We start from the raw sequence: 17,282 nt of genomic DNA, 5'->3' as shown, positions 1-17,282 counted from the left end.
TCGAGACACTCAATGATCCGCCGCGTCCTCGAAGAACTCCTGATCTTCCTCTCGCCGTTCCTGCTCTACGCGCTCTACCTGGCGATCCGCGGACGCCGGCCAGACCACGGCGTGCACTGGGACGGGCAGGCCTTCCGCCTGACCCTGGCGGGCGTGGTGCTCGTCATCCTCTCCCTGGTGGCGACGGGTCTCTTCAGCGAGCGCCATCGCGGCGGCTACGTGCCGCCCCACCTGGAGAACGGCCAGGTCGTGCCCGGACGGTTCCAGTGAGCGGACACGTCCTCGACGAGGCGGGCCTCGGCCATCTCCTCGACCGACCGGGGGTTCGTCGCGTGCTCGCCGCCCTGTCCGCGGAGGGCGAAGCGACCCGCCTCGTCGGCGGCTGCGTCCGCGACGCTCTGCTCGGGCGCTCCGGCGACGACATCGACCTGACCACCACGCTGCTGCCGCAGGCCGTGATCGTCCGCGCCGCGGACGCCGGTCTGCGGGCCATCCCGACCGGGATCGAGCACGGCACGATCACGCTGCTCGCCGGCGAAGCCACCTTCGAGGTCACGACCCTGCGGGAGGATGTCGAAACCGACGGGCGCCATGCCGTGGTGCGGTTCGGGCGTGATTTCGCCCGCGACGCGCAGCGCCGGGATTTCACCATCAACGCGCTCTCGCTCACGCCCGACGGCAGCCTCCACGACACGACGGGCGGGGTCGACGACCTGCGGGCGGGACGCGTCCGCTTCATCGGAGAGGCCCGGACCCGCATTCGCGAGGATGCCCTGCGCATCCTGCGGTTCTTCCGGTTTCATGCCCGCTACGGGGTCGGCCTCCCCGACCCGGAGGGATTGTCGGCCTGCATCGCCGCCCGCGATGCCCTGGACGGACTCTCGCGCGAGCGCATCCGGGCGGAACTCCTCAAGCTGCTGCTGGCGCCGGGCGCCGCGGCGGCCGTCGCGATCTTGAGCGAGACCGGGCTGCTGATGCGGCTGATCGGCGGATTCGGGGATCGCGGGCGCTTCGCCCGGGCCCTCGCGAAGGGCTTGGAGGCGTCCGCGATCGACCGGCTGGCAGCGCTGGCGATCTGGTCCGATGCCGATGTCGCGCGGTTGGAGATCAGATTACGGCTCTCGAAGACGGAAACCGCCGCCCTCGCGGCCTATGGCCGGGCCCTCGGCGCTCTGCATGGACGGGCCATCATCGACGCTACGGAGATCCGGAGACTGGCCGCCGCTCACGATCGCCTTGGCTTCGCCCTCGCGCGGACGACCACCCAGGGCGAAAAGATGCCGGCCCTTTCGCCTGAGGCGGAAGACTATCTGGCCGAGCTGGCCGGTGGCCGCATCGCCGCGCCGAAATTTCCCCTCGGGGGCGCCGATCTCGTGGCGCGGGGGGTTCCGCCGGGTCCTGAGATCGGTCGGCGGCTCGCTCTCGCCCGGGCCCGTTGGCTGGATCTGGGCTGCCCGGACGATGCGGCCGCGCGCGAGGCTTTGCTCGAGCACGCGGCCGGGTGAGGTCTCGAAACCGAGAGTTTGTCAGGGATAAGTGGGAGCCGGTTATCCCGGAAAGACAAACGTCAAGAAAGGACTTAGAGGTCCGTCTGGCTCAAGATGAGCCTGACGAACCGGAAGGCCTTAGAAGTTGAGTGCGACCTTCGCGTCGCGGAGCTGGACGATCTGGCCGGTGAGCTCGTCCTTCTTGGCGAAGTCCTCGGTGGCGTCGCGCAGAAGCTCGACCGCCTCGATGTCGCGATCCAGGGACTCCGGGGAGATTTCCTCGAAGGGGTTCGCGCGCTCGGCGATGACGGTGACGGAGGTCGGGCCGATATCGGCAAAGCCGCCGCGGACCAGGACGCGCTTGCCGGTATGGCCGGCCTCGTTGATCACGATGACGCCGACCTTGAGGGCGGTGAGCACGGGGGCGTGGCCGGGGAGCACGGTCATCTCGCCCTCGATGCCGGGCAGCTGCACGGCTTCGATCTGGCCGGAATACACCGTCCGCTCGGGACCGACGAAATCGAACTGGAAGGTGGCCATGAGGTCGAGGATCCCGGCTCGGGTTGTCTGTGCGGAGTGACGGCGCGCCGTGCCGCGAAGGCGCGCGCCGTCGAGTTCGTCGTCAGGCCCTGCGGCGATCGGCGACGAAGCCGATCCCGAGGCCCAGCACCGCGCCGATGACGGCGAAGATGCCGATGTGCTGCAGCTGACCCGTGGTCAGGGAGCCGCCACGGGTTCCCGCCGGCGAATCCCCCTGAACCTCCAGGCTGAACGACCCGATCTTGATCTCGGCGGCCTCGGGCCGGGTGAGATACCCGGTGAGACCGCCGACCACGAGACCGACGAGGAGGAGAACGACTTTCGCGTTCAAGACCTCAGGCCGCCGCGGCGATCTTCTTCGCCTTTTCCTTGGCGTCCTCGATCGTACCGACCATGTAGAACGCCGCCTCCGGCAGGTCGTCGTACTCGCCGTTCACGAGGCCCTTGAAGCCCTTGATCGTGTCGGCCAGCGGAACCTGGATGCCCGGCGAGCCGGTGAAGATCTCAGCCACCGAGAAGGGCTGCGAGAAGAAGCGCTCGATCTTGCGGGCGCGGGCGACGGTGAGCTTGTCCTCTTCCGAGAGCTCGTCCATGCCCAGGATCGCGATGATGTCCTGCAGGGCCTTGTAGCGCTGCAGGGTCTGCTGGACCTTACGGGCGACCTCGTAGTGCTCCTCGCCGAGGACGGCGGGGTTGAGCATGCGCGAGGTGGAGTCCAGCGGATCCACGGCCGGGTAGATGCCCTTCTCGGCGATCGAGCGCGACAGCACGGTCGTGGCGTCGAGGTGGGCGAACGAGGCGGCGGGCGCCGGATCGGTCAGATCGTCGGCCGGCACGTAGATGGCCTGCACCGAGGTGATCGAACCCTTCGTTGTGGTGGTGATGCGCTCCTGAAGGGCGCCCATGTCCGTGGCCAGGGTCGGCTGGTAGCCCACCGCCGACGGGATGCGGCCGAGAAGCGCCGACACTTCCGAGCCGGCCTGGGTGAAGCGGAAGATGTTGTCCACGAAGAACAGCACGTCCTGGCCCTGGTCGCGGAAGTCCTCGGCGATGGTCAGGCCGGTGAGCGCGACGCGCGAGCGGGCGCCGGGGGACTCGTTCATCTGGCCGTAGACCAGCGCGCACTTGGAGCCTTCCGCCGAGCCGTTGTGCTCCTTGGGATCCATGTTCACCTTGGACTCGATCATCTCGTGGTACAGATCGTTGCCCTCGCGGGTGCGCTCACCGACGCCGGCGAACACCGAGTAGCCGGAGTGCACCTTGGCGATGTTGTTGATGAGCTCCATGATCAGCACGGTCTTGCCGACGCCGGCGCCGCCGAACAGGCCGATCTTGCCGCCCTTGGCGTAGGGGGCGAGGAGGTCGACCACCTTGATGCCCGTGACGAGGATCTGAGACTCGGTCGACTGCTCGGAATAGGCAGGCGCCGGCTGGTGGATGGCGCGCAGGGTGTCCGACTGGATCGGGCCGGCCTCGTCGATCGGCTCGCCGATGACGTTCATGATGCGGCCGAGGGTGTTGAAACCGACCGGGACCTTGATGGCCTCGCCGGTGTCGGTGACCTCCTGGCCGCGGACCAGGCCTTCCGAGGTGTCCATGGCGATGCAGCGCACGGTGCTCTCGCCGAGCTGCATGGCGACTTCGAGCACCAGGCGGCTGCCGTTGTTCTTGGTCTCCAGGGCGTTCAGGATCTCGGGCAGGTGGCCGTCGAAGTGAACGTCGACCACGGGGCCGATGACCTGGGTGATCTTGCCGACCTTGCTCGAGCCGGCGCCGGGGATCGCGGTGTTCGCCATGTTACGGGTCCTTTGGATGCGTTGCGGTCAGGGCGTCGTCTGCGCTTAGAGCGCTTCGGCGCCCGAGATGATCTCGATGAGTTCCTTGGTGATCATGGCTTGACGCGTCCGGTTGTAGATCTGCGTCTGCTTCTTGATCATTTCGCCGGCGTTGCGCGTGGCGGAGTCCATGGCGCCGGTGCGGGCGCCCTGCTCGGAGGCTGCATTCTCCAGGAGCGCACGGAACACCTGGACGGTGAGGTTGCGCGGCAGCAGCGTGTCGAGGATCGCCTCCTCGCTCGGCTCGAACTGGAGGGCCGCGTCGGGGGCGGTGGCGCCGGTTGCCGGCAGCTCGGCCGGGATGAGCTTCTGTGCCGTCGGGATCTGTGAGATCACGGAGCGGAAGCGCGAGTAGAACAAGGTCGCGACATCGAACTCTCCGGCATCGAAGCGGGCGATGATGCTGTCGGCGATCTCGGCGGCGAACTCGTAGTCGACCGCCTTGTTGCCGCGCAGGTCGCGGTTCTCGATGATCTCGTCGCGGAACTGACGACGGAGAAGGTCGTAGCCTTTCTTGCCGACGGTGATCATCTTCACCGTCTTGCCCTCGGCGATCAGCCGGCGGGCATGGTCACGGGCGAGGCGGGCGATCGAGGAGTTGAAGCCGCCGCAGAGGCCACGATCCGCGGTGCAGACGATGAGCAGGTGGGTCTTCTCCGAGCCGGTACCGGAGAGGAGCCGGGGGCCCTGCACGCCGCCGACGAGGTTCGCCGCGAGATTCCCGAGCACCTGGGACATCTTCTCGGCGTAGGGACGCGCGCTCTCGGCGGCCATCTGGGCGCGCCGCAGCTTGGCGGCGGCGACCATCTGCATCGCCTTGGTGATCTTCTGCGTGCCCTTCACCGAGGTGATGCGGTTCCGCAGATCCTTCAAACTCGCCATGGGGTGACTTCCAGATCCATCCGCTGCCGCTCAAGGCGAGGCGCCCGGACGACCCGGGCGCCTGCGCTCGCTCAAGATCCGGTCGCCCGCGGGCGACCGGTTTCGTTGTCGATGCCGCGTCTTAGGCGAGCGACTTGGCGACGCTCTCGACGACGCCCTTCAGCGTCTTGGCGCTGTCGTCCGACAGGTCCTTCGAGTCGCGGATCTTGGTGAGCAGGTCGGCATGCTTGGTGCGCAGGGCCGAGAGCAGGGCGTCCTCGAAGGGACGAACCTTGTTCAGCGGGAGGCTGTCGAGGTAGCCGTTCACGCCGGCGTAGATCACCGCCACCTGCTCTTCCATCTTCAGCGGCGAGAACTGCGGCTGCTTCAGGAGCTCGGTCAGGCGCGAACCGCGGTTCAGGAGCTTCTGGGTCGAGGCGTCGAGATCCGAGCCGAACTGCGCGAAGGCCGCCATCTCGCGGTACTGCGCGAGCTCGCCCTTGATCTTGCCGGCGACCTTCTTCATCGCCTTCGTCTGGGCCGAGGAGCCGACGCGGGAGACCGAGAGGCCGACGTTCACCGCCGGGCGGATGCCCTGGTAGAACAGGTCGGTCTCAAGGAAGATCTGACCGTCCGTGATCGAGATCACGTTGGTGGGGATGTAGGCCGAGACGTCGTTGGCCTGGGTCTCGATGACCGGGAGCGCGGTCAGCGAGCCGTTGCCGGCGGCGTCACCCATCTTGGCGGCGCGCTCGAGCAGGCGCGAGTGCAGGTAGAACACGTCCCCCGGGTAGGCCTCGCGGCCCGGCGGGCGGCGCAGCAGCAGCGACATCTGGCGGTAGGCGACGGCCTGCTTGGAGAGATCGTCGTACACGATCACGGCGTGCATGCCGTTGTCGCGGAAGTACTCGCCCATGGCGCAGCCGGCGAAGGGCGCGATGAACTGCATCGGCGCGGCGTCCGAGGCGGTGGCGGCGATGACGATCGAGTACTCGAGCGCACCGTTGTCCTCGAGCGACTTCACGAACTGCGCGACGGTGGAGCGCTTCTGGCCGATGGCGACGTAGACGCAGTAGAGCTTGGCGTTCTCGTCGGTGCCGGCATGGGCCGGCTTCTGGTTCAGGATCGTGTCCAGGGCGATGGCGGTCTTGCCGGTCTGGCGATCGCCGATGATCAACTCGCGCTGTCCGCGGCCGACGGGGATCAGGGCGTCGATGGCCTTGAGGCCGGTGGCCATCGGCTCGTGCACGGACTTGCGCGGGATGATGCCGGGGGCCTTCACGTCGACGCGGCGACGCTCGGTGGTGGCGATGGGACCCTTGCCGTCGATCGGGTTGCCGAGCGCGTCGACGACGCGGCCGAGCAGCGCCTTGCCGACCGGCACGTCCACGATCGCGCCGGTGCGCTTGACGGTCTGGCCTTCCTTGATGTCGCGGTCGGATCCGAAGATCACGATGCCGACGTTGTCCTGCTCGAGGTTCAGGGCCATGCCGCGCACGCCCGACTCGAACTCGACCATCTCGCCGGCCTGGACGCTGTCGAGGCCGTAGGCGCGGGCGATGCCGTCACCGACGGACAGAACCTGACCAACCTCGGTGACTTCGGCTTCCTGGCCGAAATTCTTGATCTGATCCTTCAGGATCGCGGAGATCTCGGCGGCGCGGATGTCCATCGTCGGGCCTCTTGTCTTGGATTGAATGAATGGGGTTGGGAACGGGAAGCGGTCGGGCCTCGAAGGCCCTTACCGGGCTTCCCGCATCGCGAGGCGAATTCCGTTGAGCTTGGTGCGCAGGGATGCGTCCACCATGCGGCTGCCGATCTTGACCACGAGGCCGCCGATCAGGCTGGGATCGATCTTGAGATCGAGGTCGATCTCGGAGCGCGCCACGTCGCGCAGGGAGGCCTTGATCTCCTCGACGACGGCGTCGGACGGACGCTCGGCGACGGTCACCTCGGCGCGGACGATGCCCTTCGATTCGCGCACCAGGGTGCGGAAGGCACGGATCATGTCGGGGAGTGCGAACAGACGACGGTTGGCGGCTGCGAGACGGATGAAGTTGCCGCCGATGCCACCAATGCCGGACTTTTCCAGAAGCGCGACGATGGCGGCTTCCTGTTCGGCACCCGTGAAGACCGGGCTGCGCACGAAGCGGCGCAGGTCGGCACTCTCGTTGAGCATCGCACCGAACTGGTCGAGGCTCGCCGCCACGCCATCGATGTCGCGCTCGTCGCGCGCCAGCTCGAACAAGGCCGACGCGTAGCGTGCCGCTACGCCTGCAACCGGGGAACCCGCCTCGGAACCGTTCTGCGCCACGCGCCGCTCTCTCTTCAATCCTGCCTGAGGGCTCCGGCCGCGTCGCGCCGTGTTCGGCGCGGGCTCTGAAACCGTCAGGATTGGGAACGTGCCGGTCTGCGCGAGCCATGAAAAGCCCGCCCTTCCGGCGCGGCGAGGGCCTAGCATGCGTGTCCGGGGGGCGCAAGACGAGGGCACTTGTGCCGGAGCGTTGTGCAACGCGAGATGCCGAACCCTGTTCCGATGCGGACAAACGGTGGCGAAGGTGAGGCCGCCTCAGCAGGCGATGCGGTCGCAGCGCCGGGTCGCGGCGACCATCCGGGCCAGCGCCTTTGGGCCGGGATGGCCGAGAAGGCCCGTATTGCCCAGAACGTAGGAGGGGGTCGCGGTGAGGCCCAGATCCGCGGCCATGCGCATCTGGGCCTTGAGGGCGAGGCGCACCTCCTCGCTGTCGGCGATGCTCTCGATCTCGGCGGCGGGCACACCGAGCTTGGCGGCGGCCTGGAGGGCGCCGGGCCCGTCGATCTTGCCGGGCTTGGCCAGCAGCGTCCGATAGAGGGTCCAGGCGGCGGCCGATCCGAGCTTGCGCTGGATTGCCAGGGCGACCTTGGCGGCCTGGGCCGATTGTACCGCGAGAATGGGATTGTTGATCAGACCGATTCGCAGCGACGGGTCGCTCTCGCTGAGGGAGACCATGTCGGCTGCCGCCTTCCGGCAATAAGGGCAATTGTAGTCGAAGAACTCGTACAGGGTCGTCTCGGCCTCGGCCGATCCGACATAGGTCAGGCCGCGCAGGGCCGGGATCTCACCGACGATCTCGCCGGGCAGGCGCATGTTCGCGACCGGGCGTCCCTCATCGTTGTCCACCTTGAACGCCTGGCCATAGCCCTGAGCCGAACTCTCCCCGGAAATCGCAAGGCCGGCAGCGAAGCCGGTGGAGGCGAGGAGGAATCGCCGGCGGTCGAGGCTCGGTAACGCGAAGCTCATGGGGCGGCCCTGGTAGCGGGGGATCGGGAAAGCGTGCGGAAAACCGCCCGGCTTCTAGACCCACCGGTGCCCGACCGCCAGCGCCGCCCCGCCGGTCGGCCTCAGCGCATCGCGCCGGGCCGGTCCCCCGCCGCCCAGGCGAGGGCCTGTTCCAGGCGGTCGTTGCCCCAGAACAATTCGCCGTCATTGGTCAGGAAGGTCGGTGCGCCGAAGATCCCGCGAGAGCGCGCCTCCTCGCCGTTGACGCGCAGCCGCCCCTTGTTGGTCTCCGCCGCAGCCTGCTTCAGGATGATGGTTCCGTCGAGACCGAGGCCGTTGAGGATCGACACCACGGCAGGCGGCTCGGCGATCGACTGGCCGCGCCCGAACTCGGCCTCGTAGACCGCCTTCGAGAAGGGCACGAGCCAGTCGTGGTCCATGCCGTAGGTCGCCGCGCGGGTGGCGCTCAGGCTGTTCTGCGGGAAGGGATCCGGGCGCTTCAGCGACGGCAGGCCGAGGCGCGCCGCCTCGCGCTCGACGTCCCGCCACATGTGACGCCCCTTGGCGGCGTAGAGGTTGAACGGCGAGGAATTCCAGCCCTGCGCGGCGAAGATGGGCCCGACCAGGAACGGACGCCAGCGGATCTCGACATCGGCCGCTTCTGCCAGGGCCTCGATCCGCATGGCCGAGAGGTAGGAATAGGTCGATGCGAACTCGTACCAGAATTCGAGGGTCGGCCTGCGCGGCATGCGTCGAATCTCCGGGATCGAGAATGGTCGTGAGTGTCGCCCGCCTGCAGGCTCGCGACAAGGCGGTTCACGACCACGGCCACGCCGAGCGAACGCGTCGGACGGCACAGCGGTTGCACGGCCCCGCGCTCCGCTGATAAGCCGCCGCAATCACGACGCGGAGGCGCGAAACGCCGACGCACACGACGCCCGAACCGGAAGCGAGCCCATGACCGACGCGAACCCGAAGCCCGTCAACAAGGTCGTGCTCGCCTATTCGGGCGGCCTCGACACCTCGATCATCCTGAAGTGGCTGCAGACCACCTATGGCTGCGAAGTCATCACCTTCACGGCCGATCTCGGCCAGGGCGAGGAGCTCGAGCCGGCCCGCAAGAAGGCCGAACTGCTCGGCATCAAGCCCGAGAACATCTTCATCGAGGATCTGCGCGAGGAATTCGTACGCGACTACGTTTTCCCGATGTTCCGGGCGAATGCCCAGTACGAGGGCGTCTATCTTCTCGGCACCTCCATCGCCCGGCCGCTCATCGCCAAGAAGCAGATCGAGATCGCCGAGAGGCTCGGGGCGGACGCGGTCTGTCACGGTGCCACCGGCAAGGGCAACGATCAGGTTCGGTTCGAGCTCGGCTACTATGCCCTGAAGCCCGACGTCACGGTCATCGCCCCCTGGCGCGAGTGGGATTTGAAGAGCCGCGAGCAGCTGATCGCCTTCGCCGAGCAGCACCAGATCCCGATTTCCAAGGACAAGCGCGGCGAGAGCCCGTTCTCGGTGGATGCCAACCTCCTGCACGCCTCCTCGGAGGGCAAGGTGCTGGAGGATCCCGCCGACGAGGTGCCGGATTACGTCTACTCGCGCACCCGGTCGCCCGAGGAGGCGCCGGATACGCCGACCGTGATCACCATCGGCTTCGAGAAGGGAGACGCGGTCTCCATCGACGGCGCGCGGCTGTCGCCCGCGAGCCTCCTCGCCAAGCTCAACCAGCTCGGCCACGACAACGGCATCGGCCGCCTCGACCTCGTCGAGAACCGCTTCGTCGGCATGAAGAGCCGCGGCATGTACGAGACGCCGGGCGGCACCATCCTGCTCCCCGCCCACCGCGCCATCGAGTCGATCACGCTGGACCGGGGTGCCGCACACCTCAAGGACCAGCTGATGCCGCAATACGCGGAGCTGATCTACAACGGCTTCTGGTTCTCGCCCGAGCGCGAGATGCTGCAAGCCCTGATCGACAAGAGCCAGGAGATGGTCACCGGCGAAGTCCGGTTGAAGCTCTACAAGGGCGGCGTCCACGTCATCGGTCGCACCAGCCCGAATTCCCTCTACGACCAGGACCTCGTGACCTTCGAGGAGGGCGCCGTGGCCTACGATCACCGCGACGCGGCCGGCTTCATCAAGCTCAACGCCCTGCGCCTGCGCACGCTTGCCCAGCGCAAGAAGAAGCTCGGCGCCTGAGGCGAACCGGGCCGGGTCCCCCTCCCCCAGGGACCCAGCTAGAGCGACGGTGTTGCGGAGAACTCCCGGAGGATCTGCGGCACCTCGCCCGAGATCTCCCGGGCGAGAAACCCTACGGGCCCGACCGATTTCGCGAGGCGGGCGCCTGCCTCACCGTGGAGGTAGACCCCCCAGAGGGCGGCCGTCAGCGGATCGGCGCCCCGCGCAAGGATGCCCGTGATGAGTCCCGCGAGGGCGTCGCCGGAGCCGGAAGTCGCGAGACCGACGCCGCCGCCGTCGTAGTGCCAGTGCGCACCGTCGGGGGCGACGATCCAGCTCTCAGCCCCCTTCATGATGACCACGGCCCGCAGCAGCTCGGCAGCGCGCAGAGCCGCCTTCAGGGGTTCGGCCTCGACCGCCTCGCGATCCCAATCGAGGAGTTGCGCCATCTCGCCCGCATGCGGTGTCAGCACCGGCGGGGCTTGAAGGGCGCGCACCGTCGCGGCATGGGGAGACAGGCCGCAGATCGCGCCGGCATCGAGGACGTAGGCGGTCTCGTTCTGCTCTGCGAGCAGCGTCCGGACCAGGGTCGTCGTGATGTCGCAGGTGTTCATGCCGGGCCCGAGCAGCACCGCGTCGCAGCGCTGCGCCGCCCCGGCGATACGGGGGGCCGCAGCCTCCGCCTCGATCTCGCCCGCGTCGGTCTCCGGGAGGCCGATCACCATGGCCTCGGGCACGGCCAGGGCCATCGCCACGGCGACGCTTCGTACCGAGGCGATCTTCAGCTTGCCCGCACCGGCCCGCAGGGCCGCGACGCCGGCGAGGAAGACAGCGCCCGGCACCTCGGCGCAGCCACCCAGGACGAGAACGCTGCCGCGGTCGTCCTTGCTTCCAGCCTCCGGGGTCGGAAGCGGACGGGCCCGCAGGCAGGCCGCGTCGAGTTCGGTCCCGGTCATCGCACGTCTCCCGTCAGCGAGGGTTCGGCGGTGACGGGGGCGCCGGCCCGCTGCACCGGGGCGACGAAGTTGTAGCGTTCGAGGAGGAGCCGCCCGGTGGACCCGGCCTCGGCTCGGAAGCCGTATTCGGTGACGGAGCAGTTCAGCACATCACCCTCGGCGTCGATGCCCAGGATCTCGGCCTCGGTGAGATTTTCGATGAGGTAGCGCAGACAGAGCACCACGACCTGATGGGCGACGATCAGGACGCGCTTCTCGCCATGATGCAGGGAGATCGTATCCATAGCGCCGCGCAGGCGCAGGATCACGTCGCACCAGCTCTCGCCGCAGGTCGGACGATAGTAGAATTTTCCGAGGCGGGCCCGCAATTCGGCCTGTTCCGGATGAAGCGCCTCGATGCCGGTTCGGGTGAGCCGGTCGAGCAGACCGAGCTCCTTCTCGCGCAGTCGCTCGTCGACCACGTCGTCGAGCGCGTCCGACGCGATGCCGCCGGCCCGGCGAATGCCCGCAACGGTCTGCTGCGCCCGGAGGTAGGGCGAGGTGAGCACCACGTTCGGGCGCTCCCCGTCCGGCATCTCGGAAAACCAGCGCCCGAGCGCGTCGGCCTGCTGACGGCCGCGATCACTCAGCGGAACGTCGACGTCGCGCTCAGCGATGTCGATGCGCTCCAGCCCGGCCTCATGGGCTGCATCGCGCGCGACGTTGCCCGCACTCTCGCCGTGTCGGACGACCCAGATCCGGCTCGGCCAGCGTTGCAGCATCCGTCATCATCCTCGGCTTGTTCTCCGAGGCCAACGTTCCTGCGAACCGATCCGTTCGCCTCCTGCGTCGTTCGAGACCTCTAAGCCGGCTGCCAGCCCGATGCCGTGCGGCTGAAGTCGCCCGGGCCGAGATCGGCGTAGCGCAGGAAGATCTGGAGCACCGGCTGCATCTCGCGGTGCTCGCTCGGCAGGTCGATGCCCGGGCCGTAGGGCGCCTCGGTGTCGACCGCCGGCACGTCGCGGGCGGCGTCCCAGCGGATCGTCAGGGCCTTGACGCGGGCGACCTGCTCAGCCGTGACGTCGAAGGTGACGTGCTCGGGCGTCTCGCCGGTGGCCGCATCGCGAAAGACGTCGCCGACATCGTCGGAGGCGAGCTTTGCCAGGGTGTTGTGATAGGCGTAGCGCCCTGGCTTGAGGACGGCGTTGGTGGTGAACACCGCGAGCGCATCGCCCAGGGCCCGATGCTCCTCGTCGGCCCCGTCGTCGTCGCCGGTGACGTTGAAGATGTCGCCGTCGCGATCCGTGCTGCCGTAGGGCGCGTCGGGATGGACGATGGGCGCCCCCACACCCTCGGGGTTCCAGGCCACCACCATTCGGCGAATCAGCGCGATGCGCTCGAGAGTGAGTTCGAAGGTCGGCTGGGTCATCGTCCGTCTTTCGCCCGTGGGGCCGCGCAGGGGCACATCGTGGTCGCGGATCAGCACCGCGACGAGGGTCTGGGGCGGCAGGTAGCCGATCCCGTGGCCCCGGGCTACCGCTTGAGGCAGCCCATGAGCCCCGACACGCCATTCATCCGCGCCTGGATCCGGGCGGCCTGAGCCCGGACGCCGCGTGACGGCAAGGCCGGATTGCGCAGGATCGGGTTCGGCAGCACAGCGGCCAGGAGCGCCGCCTCCCCGCGGGTCAGGGCGCGGGCTGGCTTGCCGAACCAGCGCCGGGCGGCGGCTTCGGCCCCGAACACCCCCTCCCCCCACTCGGCGATGTTGAGATAGATCTCCAGGGTGCGCGGCTTGCCCCACAGGGTGTCGGCCACCACGGCCAGAGGTATCTCGAGAGCCTTGCGGATCACCGAGCGGCCCGGCCACAGGAAGACGTTCTTCACCGTCTGCATCGAAATCGTCGAGGCGCCGCGGCTGGGACCCTCCTCGTCGTCGACGACCTCCCGCAGGGCACCCCAATCCACACCGTTGTGCAGGCAGTAGCGCTGGTCCTCCGAGGCGATGACCGCCTGGACGAGATAGGGTGAGATCGCGTCGAGCCCCACCGCCTGGCGGTCGACGGATTGCAGCGTCAACCATCGTCCGAGCATCAGGGTTGAGGGCGGGGTCAGCGCACTATAGACGAGCGCGAGCGACAATAAGAGGACGAGGCCGATGACGGGGAGGAGCAGAATGAGGTTGACGATCCGTCGCAAGCCTCTCGCCCGTTTCCTGCCGGATGCCTCGCGCATCGCCAGCGGACGCGCCGAAACCTGCCGCAACGGCTGCTCGTCGCTCTCCTCCCGATCCTGAATTCGAACCTCCCCCGCCCACGACACGACACCGTCTGACCGAAGGCCCGACCGAACATGACCTCAACGCAAGGATCCCACGCTTCGGTCAAGGCGGATGCCCCGGTCGACGCGTTTTCCCACAGGCTTGCCACGGTCGCGGACACGGTCGAGGCCTACCTCGCCGAGCGACTCACCCCGGAGACGCAAGCCGGCGAGATCACCCGCCCGGTGCGCCTGATGGAAGCGATGCGCCACGCCGTGCTCGGCGGCGGCAAGCGCCTGCGTCCGTTCCTCGCCATCGAGACCGCCCGGATGCTGGGTGGTTCCGAGACCGGAGCCCTCGCGGCCGGCTCGGGCATCGAGCTGGTGCACTGCTACTCCCTCGTCCACGACGACATGCCTGCCATGGACGACGACGACATGCGCCGCGGCAAGCCCACCGTGCACAAGGCCTATGACGAGGCCACCGCGATCCTGGTGGGCGATGCCCTCCAGACGCTTGCCTTCGAGATTCTGGCCGACGCCGCCTGGCAGCCCGACCCTGCCGTGCGCGCCGATCTCGTGCTCGGCCTCGCGAAGGCCTCGGGTCTCGGCGGTATGGTCGGCGGCCAGCTTCTCGACCTCGGGGCGGAAGGTCGCTTCGGCCCCGTCTCCCTCGACGTCGACGACACGCTGCAGCTCCAGGCGATGAAGACCGGCGCGATCCTGGCCTTCTCGGTGGAAGCCGGTGCGATCGTCGGCGGCGCGACGCCGGACCAGCGCAAGGCGCTGCTGCGCTACGGCCACGCCCTGGGCCAGGCCTTCCAGATCGCCGACGACATCCTCGACCGCGAGGCTTCGTCGGAAGCCATGGGTAAGGCCACCGGCAAGGACAAGGACGCCGGAAAGGCGACCCTCGTCGACCGCCTCGGCCTCGACGGCGCCCGTGCCGAATGCGACCGCCTCGTCGGCGTCTGCGAGGAGGCCGTGGCATCCTGGGGCGACAAGGCCGAGACCCTGCGCCAAGCGGCGCGATTCACCGTGGCGCGCAAGGTCTGACCCCTGATCCGACGGCGGATTGACCGCCCCCGTCCTTCGAACATCTATCGCGAGTTGATCCCATGACCTCCTACAAGCTCCTCCTCCTCCCCGGCGACGGCATCGGCCCCGAGGTGATGGCAGAAGTCGAGAAGGTGATCGGTGCCCTCGACGCGCTGGGTCTCGCCCGCTTCGAGATCGAGCGCGACCTCGTCGGTGGCAGCGCCATCGACGCCCACGGGAAGCCGCTGACCGACGCGGCCCTGGCGCGGGCCGATGCCGCCGATGCGATCCTGCTCGGCGCGGTGGGCGGACCGAAATGGGCGGATGTCGCTTACGAGATCCGACCCGAGGCGGGCCTCCTGCGCTTGCGGAAGGATCTCGGCCTCTTCGCCAACCTGCGCCCGGCGATTTGCTACCCGGCCCTCGCCGACGCCTCCGCCCTGAAGCGCGAGCTGGTCGAGGGCCTCGACATCATGATCGTGCGCGAACTCACGGGCGGCGTCTATTTCGGCGAGCCGAAGGAGATCACCACTCTTCCGGACGGTACGAAGCGTGCCGTCGACACCCAGGTCTACACCACGGCGGAGATCGAGCGGATCGCTCACGTGGCCTTCGACCTCGCCCGGAAGCGCTCGGGCCGGGTCGCCTCGGCCGAGAAGCACAACGTCATGAAGTCGGGCGTCCTCTGGAAGGAGGTGGTGACCCGAGTCCACGCCGAGTACAGCGACGTCAGCCTGGAGCACGTGCTTGCCGACAACTGCGCCATGCAGCTGGTCCGCCGCCCGAAGCAGTATGACGTCCTCGTGACCGACAACCTGTTCGGCGATGTGCTGTCGGACGTGGCGGCGATGCTCACCGGCTCCCTCGGCATGCTGCCCTCCGCATCGCTGGGTGCCGTCGACGCCAAGGGCAGCCGCAAGGCCCTCTACGAGCCGGTCCACGGCTCGGCCCCCGACATCGCCGGCAAGGGCTACGCGAACCCGATCGCCATGATCGGTTCGCTTGCCATGTGCTTGCGCTATTCCTTCGGCCTGGGTGAGGCCGCCGACCTCCTGGACTCGGCCGTCACCCGCACCCTGGCTTCGGGAGCCCGGACCCGGGACATCGCCGCCGAGGGTACCACGCCGATCAGCACTGCCGAGATGGGCGACGCCATCATTCGGGAGCTGAAGCACGCGGCCGCCTGAACCGGCGACGCTGTCTCCCCGCGTACGATGCACGAACGAAAACGGGCCCCGAGAGGGGCCCGTCGCATGTCCAGCCAAATAGGCGGATCTTAGTAGGGATTGCCGACGCGCGAGACGTAGGAGGTCGGGTCGATCGCGTCGACGGCCGAGAAGTCGACGTTGCGGATCGCGCTCGACCGGGCGCCGATAAACGGGCCGTTGGTGATCGGATCGGACAAGATGCCGCCACCGAAGCGGTCGTTCCGGCCGTAGGGCGGAGAGTTCAGGTAGCTCGCCGTAATGAACTGCGGGTTGGTCGCCGGGTTGCTGACCGAGCCATTGTTCGCCTCGACCACGTTGCCCGCGTCGAGCCAGCTGCGCGGGCGGATGCGGATCGGCAGCGGCTGGCTAACGCGGTAGCCGGCCGGCGCGTAGCGCCCCTGGGCCTCGGCAGCGGTGTTCGCACCGACAGCTGCGAGAGTGAGAGCGCCCATCAGGGCAATCGAGACAGAGCGCATGACGCACCTTCGTTGAAGCTGTGGGACTGTAGGCCGGGCTTCCTTAAGAAACTGAAGCCTTCGTATGGAGGGAAGACGTGCCAGCCCGGCCGAGGTTCCCGGATTATGGCCGCGCTTCGTGCGATCGCCGCAGTTTGGCCTCATTTTTTCGTGTGGCCCAACTTTTCCGGGTGGTCCGGCCCGGGATTGATCCGGTCTCGTTTCCGATCTCCTGCGGCGACCCGGGCACGACGGGGGAACGTGGCCCGCATCCCGGATCGCGCCGGGCATCGAAGCCCACGAAGGCGGCCTCGACCTCTGGGGACGCTTGACCCTGTAGAGAGACCCTGTCGAGGAGACAGGTGATGGCGCGCGGCTCCGGCGCCTGTCCGAGGGGGGCGCAGAGCCAACCGTCGAGACGGAGCGTGCCGGGGTTCAGGCTGGCAAAGCCCGTACAGCTACGCTTGCCCTCGCCGCCGAGGGTGAGGTCGAGGGTCTCCACGGGGCCGAACTTCGTCTCGATGGCGCCACGCTCTCCGGTCCGGATCACGGCCAGACCCTGGCCATCCGCGGCCCGTCGGGCCAGGGTGACGAACAGGCCGGGGCCAGACTCGGTCGCGGATGCCTCGGTCAGGATCAGGCGCAGGTAGGGCGCCTCGATCGTGTCGAAGCCGCCCTGGACCAACAGGTCTTCCCGACGACCGTTCGACGGGTTGAGGCGGGCCGCCTCCGCGCGCGGCGCCTCGATGGCTTCGAAGTCGTCGAGGCGGAAGCGGGGCGCCGACAGGGCGAGAGGCATCGCGGGGCGGACGGTCTGGACGGAGGACGGCACGAAGCCGGGCCCAGCCGGTGTCTCCATGGCCTGCGCGGACGGGTCGGGTCCTCCACCTCGTGACGCAAGACTTAAGATCGCGACCACGGCACCGGCTGCAATGATCTGCGTGAGGTGGCGGACCGACGGACACGGAAGGCGCATCCGCTTCGTCGCCGTCACATCCGGGCCGATTCCGTCTCGTTCGAAAACCGTTCGCATCGCGTTCCGGGGTTTCCGGCGGCCGCGCGCCGCCGGAGCCCACCCTGCTCCGCACTCGTGCAAACCGGGGTTTCCAAGAACGCCGCGGATGCGGCCTTTCCGACGAAAGGGTGAATCGTTGGTGTCGACCCATGCGGTTGGCACATGCCGGCCCCGGCTTGCAGCGCGCCCTGCCGATCGCGATCTCTCAGCGCGGG

At 68.3% G+C, this 17,282-nt stretch carries 19 protein-coding genes; 5 read left to right on the top strand and 14 right to left on the bottom strand.

Annotated features, from left to right (window positions below; genetic code table 11):
* Window positions 1-12: 12 nt before the first annotated feature.
* Both ASF58_RS05545 and ASF58_RS05540 read left to right on the top strand, forming a co-directional pair.
* Window positions 13-270, top strand: coding sequence for a DUF6111 family protein (locus ASF58_RS05545; protein ID WP_055948241.1), 258 nt, complete (start codon window positions 13-15; stop codon window positions 268-270).
* Window positions 267-1,505, top strand: coding sequence for a CCA tRNA nucleotidyltransferase (locus ASF58_RS05540; protein ID WP_055948237.1), 1,239 nt, complete (start codon window positions 267-269; stop codon window positions 1,503-1,505). The genes ASF58_RS05545 and ASF58_RS05540 overlap by 4 nt, the downstream gene beginning before the upstream one ends.
* Window positions 1,506-1,625: 120 nt before the next feature.
* Here ASF58_RS05540 and atpC read toward each other — a convergent pair whose 3' ends face one another.
* The 8 genes from atpC to ASF58_RS05500 form a co-directional block, all read right to left on the bottom strand.
* Window positions 1,626-2,027 carry an ATP synthase F1 subunit epsilon gene (gene atpC / locus ASF58_RS05535; RefSeq protein ID WP_055948233.1) on the bottom strand — a complete coding sequence of 134 codons (402 nt, stop codon included), beginning with the start codon at window positions 2,025-2,027 and terminating at the stop codon, window positions 1,626-1,628.
* An 82-nt stretch (window positions 2,028-2,109) separates the two neighbouring features.
* Window positions 2,110-2,358, bottom strand: coding sequence for a hypothetical protein (locus ASF58_RS05530; RefSeq protein WP_055948230.1), 249 nt, complete (start codon window positions 2,356-2,358; stop codon window positions 2,110-2,112).
* Between the two features lie 4 nt (window positions 2,359-2,362).
* On the bottom strand, window positions 2,363-3,823 hold the full coding sequence (gene atpD, locus ASF58_RS05525; RefSeq protein ID WP_055948229.1) for a F0F1 ATP synthase subunit beta: 1,461 nt from the start codon (window positions 3,821-3,823) through the stop codon (window positions 2,363-2,365).
* Window positions 3,824-3,868: 45 nt separating this feature from the next.
* Window positions 3,869-4,744 carry a F0F1 ATP synthase subunit gamma gene (locus ASF58_RS05520; protein ID WP_055948226.1) on the bottom strand — a complete coding sequence of 292 codons (876 nt, stop codon included), beginning with the start codon at window positions 4,742-4,744 and terminating at the stop codon, window positions 3,869-3,871.
* A 121-nt stretch (window positions 4,745-4,865) separates the two neighbouring features.
* Window positions 4,866-6,395 carry a F0F1 ATP synthase subunit alpha gene (atpA, locus tag ASF58_RS05515; protein ID WP_055948223.1) on the bottom strand — a complete coding sequence of 510 codons (1,530 nt, stop codon included), beginning with the start codon at window positions 6,393-6,395 and terminating at the stop codon, window positions 4,866-4,868.
* Between the two features lie 69 nt (window positions 6,396-6,464).
* Window positions 6,465-7,037, bottom strand: coding sequence for a F0F1 ATP synthase subunit delta (locus ASF58_RS05510; RefSeq protein ID WP_055948220.1), 573 nt, complete (start codon window positions 7,035-7,037; stop codon window positions 6,465-6,467).
* A 255-nt stretch (window positions 7,038-7,292) separates the two neighbouring features.
* Complete coding sequence (locus ASF58_RS05505) at window positions 7,293-8,003, bottom strand: DsbA family protein (protein WP_055948217.1); 711 nt, start codon at window positions 8,001-8,003, stop codon at window positions 7,293-7,295.
* Between the two features lie 101 nt (window positions 8,004-8,104).
* Window positions 8,105-8,731, bottom strand: coding sequence for a 2-hydroxychromene-2-carboxylate isomerase (locus ASF58_RS05500; RefSeq protein WP_055948216.1), 627 nt, complete (start codon window positions 8,729-8,731; stop codon window positions 8,105-8,107).
* Window positions 8,732-8,939: 208 nt separating this feature from the next.
* On the opposite strand from ASF58_RS05500, the gene ASF58_RS05495 reads away from it, so the two are divergent.
* Complete coding sequence (locus ASF58_RS05495; protein ID WP_055948213.1) at window positions 8,940-10,181, top strand: argininosuccinate synthase; 1,242 nt, start codon at window positions 8,940-8,942, stop codon at window positions 10,179-10,181.
* Between the two features lie 38 nt (window positions 10,182-10,219).
* Here the strand turns inward: ASF58_RS05495 and ASF58_RS05490 are convergent, their stop codons facing one another.
* The 4 genes from ASF58_RS05490 to mtgA form a co-directional block, all read right to left on the bottom strand.
* Complete coding sequence (locus tag ASF58_RS05490; protein ID WP_055948211.1) at window positions 10,220-11,116, bottom strand: NAD(P)H-hydrate dehydratase; 897 nt, start codon at window positions 11,114-11,116, stop codon at window positions 10,220-10,222.
* Window positions 11,113-11,877 (bottom strand): histidine phosphatase family protein, encoded by a 765-nt coding sequence (locus tag ASF58_RS05485; RefSeq protein WP_055948208.1) that lies wholly within the window; start codon window positions 11,875-11,877, stop codon window positions 11,113-11,115. The genes ASF58_RS05490 and ASF58_RS05485 overlap by 4 nt, the downstream gene beginning before the upstream one ends.
* Window positions 11,878-11,957: 80 nt before the next feature.
* Window positions 11,958-12,524 carry a hypothetical protein gene (locus ASF58_RS05480; protein ID WP_055948929.1) on the bottom strand — a complete coding sequence of 189 codons (567 nt, stop codon included), beginning with the start codon at window positions 12,522-12,524 and terminating at the stop codon, window positions 11,958-11,960.
* Between the two features lie 104 nt (window positions 12,525-12,628).
* Window positions 12,629-13,327 (bottom strand): monofunctional biosynthetic peptidoglycan transglycosylase, encoded by a 699-nt coding sequence (gene mtgA / locus ASF58_RS05475; RefSeq protein ID WP_103710694.1) that lies wholly within the window; start codon window positions 13,325-13,327, stop codon window positions 12,629-12,631.
* A 117-nt stretch (window positions 13,328-13,444) separates the two neighbouring features.
* Between mtgA and ASF58_RS05470 the strand changes: the two genes are divergently transcribed.
* Together ASF58_RS05470 and leuB are read left to right on the top strand one after the other, a co-directional pair.
* Complete coding sequence (locus ASF58_RS05470; RefSeq protein ID WP_055948200.1) at window positions 13,445-14,407, top strand: polyprenyl synthetase family protein; 963 nt, start codon at window positions 13,445-13,447, stop codon at window positions 14,405-14,407.
* A gap of 62 nt (window positions 14,408-14,469) precedes the next feature.
* Window positions 14,470-15,576, top strand: coding sequence for a 3-isopropylmalate dehydrogenase (leuB, locus tag ASF58_RS05465; RefSeq protein ID WP_055948197.1), 1,107 nt, complete (start codon window positions 14,470-14,472; stop codon window positions 15,574-15,576).
* 89 nt (window positions 15,577-15,665) lie between these two features.
* On the opposite strand, the gene ASF58_RS05460 is transcribed toward leuB, so the two are convergent.
* Window positions 15,666-16,073 carry a hypothetical protein gene (locus ASF58_RS05460; RefSeq protein ID WP_055948194.1) on the bottom strand — a complete coding sequence of 136 codons (408 nt, stop codon included), beginning with the start codon at window positions 16,071-16,073 and terminating at the stop codon, window positions 15,666-15,668.
* A 103-nt stretch (window positions 16,074-16,176) separates the two neighbouring features.
* Window positions 16,177-16,911 carry a hypothetical protein gene (locus ASF58_RS05455; RefSeq protein WP_055948191.1) on the bottom strand — a complete coding sequence of 245 codons (735 nt, stop codon included), beginning with the start codon at window positions 16,909-16,911 and terminating at the stop codon, window positions 16,177-16,179.
* Window positions 16,912-17,282 lie beyond the last annotated feature (371 nt).

The sequence above is a fragment of the Methylobacterium sp. Leaf125 genome (assembly GCF_001423085.1).
Lineage (GTDB): Bacteria > Pseudomonadota > Alphaproteobacteria > Rhizobiales > Beijerinckiaceae > Methylobacterium.
Note: the sequence above shows the minus strand (reverse complement) of the source record. Positions and strands in the feature narration are given on the sequence as shown.

Excerpts from the sequence above, each read along its gene's own strand:
- ASF58_RS05490 (WP_055948211.1), bottom strand. The coding sequence starts at position 11,116 with ATGACCGGGACCGAACTCGACGCGGCCTGCCTGCGGGCCCGTCCGCTT.
- ASF58_RS05505 (WP_055948217.1), bottom strand. The coding sequence starts at position 8,003 with ATGAGCTTCGCGTTACCGAGCCTCGACCGCCGGCGATTCCTCCTCGCC.
- ASF58_RS05455 (WP_055948191.1), bottom strand. The coding sequence starts at position 16,911 with ATGGAGACACCGGCTGGGCCCGGCTTCGTGCCGTCCTCCGTCCAGACC.
- atpA (WP_055948223.1), bottom strand. The coding sequence starts at position 6,395 with ATGGACATCCGCGCCGCCGAGATCTCCGCGATCCTGAAGGATCAGATC.
- ASF58_RS05545 (WP_055948241.1), top strand. The coding sequence starts at position 13 with ATGATCCGCCGCGTCCTCGAAGAACTCCTGATCTTCCTCTCGCCGTTC.
- ASF58_RS05480 (WP_055948929.1), bottom strand. The coding sequence starts at position 12,524 with ATGACCCAGCCGACCTTCGAACTCACTCTCGAGCGCATCGCGCTGATT.
- ASF58_RS05485 (WP_055948208.1), bottom strand. The coding sequence starts at position 11,877 with ATGCTGCAACGCTGGCCGAGCCGGATCTGGGTCGTCCGACACGGCGAG.
- atpD (WP_055948229.1), bottom strand. The coding sequence starts at position 3,823 with ATGGCGAACACCGCGATCCCCGGCGCCGGCTCGAGCAAGGTCGGCAAG.
- ASF58_RS05460 (WP_055948194.1), bottom strand. The coding sequence starts at position 16,073 with ATGCGCTCTGTCTCGATTGCCCTGATGGGCGCTCTCACTCTCGCAGCT.
- ASF58_RS05520 (WP_055948226.1), bottom strand. The coding sequence starts at position 4,744 with ATGGCGAGTTTGAAGGATCTGCGGAACCGCATCACCTCGGTGAAGGGC.
- mtgA (WP_103710694.1), bottom strand. The coding sequence starts at position 13,327 with ATGCGCGAGGCATCCGGCAGGAAACGGGCGAGAGGCTTGCGACGGATC.
- ASF58_RS05500 (WP_055948216.1), bottom strand. The coding sequence starts at position 8,731 with ATGCCGCGCAGGCCGACCCTCGAATTCTGGTACGAGTTCGCATCGACC.
- ASF58_RS05495 (WP_055948213.1), top strand. The coding sequence starts at position 8,940 with ATGACCGACGCGAACCCGAAGCCCGTCAACAAGGTCGTGCTCGCCTAT.
- leuB (WP_055948197.1), top strand. The coding sequence starts at position 14,470 with ATGACCTCCTACAAGCTCCTCCTCCTCCCCGGCGACGGCATCGGCCCC.
- atpC (WP_055948233.1), bottom strand. The coding sequence starts at position 2,027 with ATGGCCACCTTCCAGTTCGATTTCGTCGGTCCCGAGCGGACGGTGTAT.
- ASF58_RS05470 (WP_055948200.1), top strand. The coding sequence starts at position 13,445 with ATGACCTCAACGCAAGGATCCCACGCTTCGGTCAAGGCGGATGCCCCG.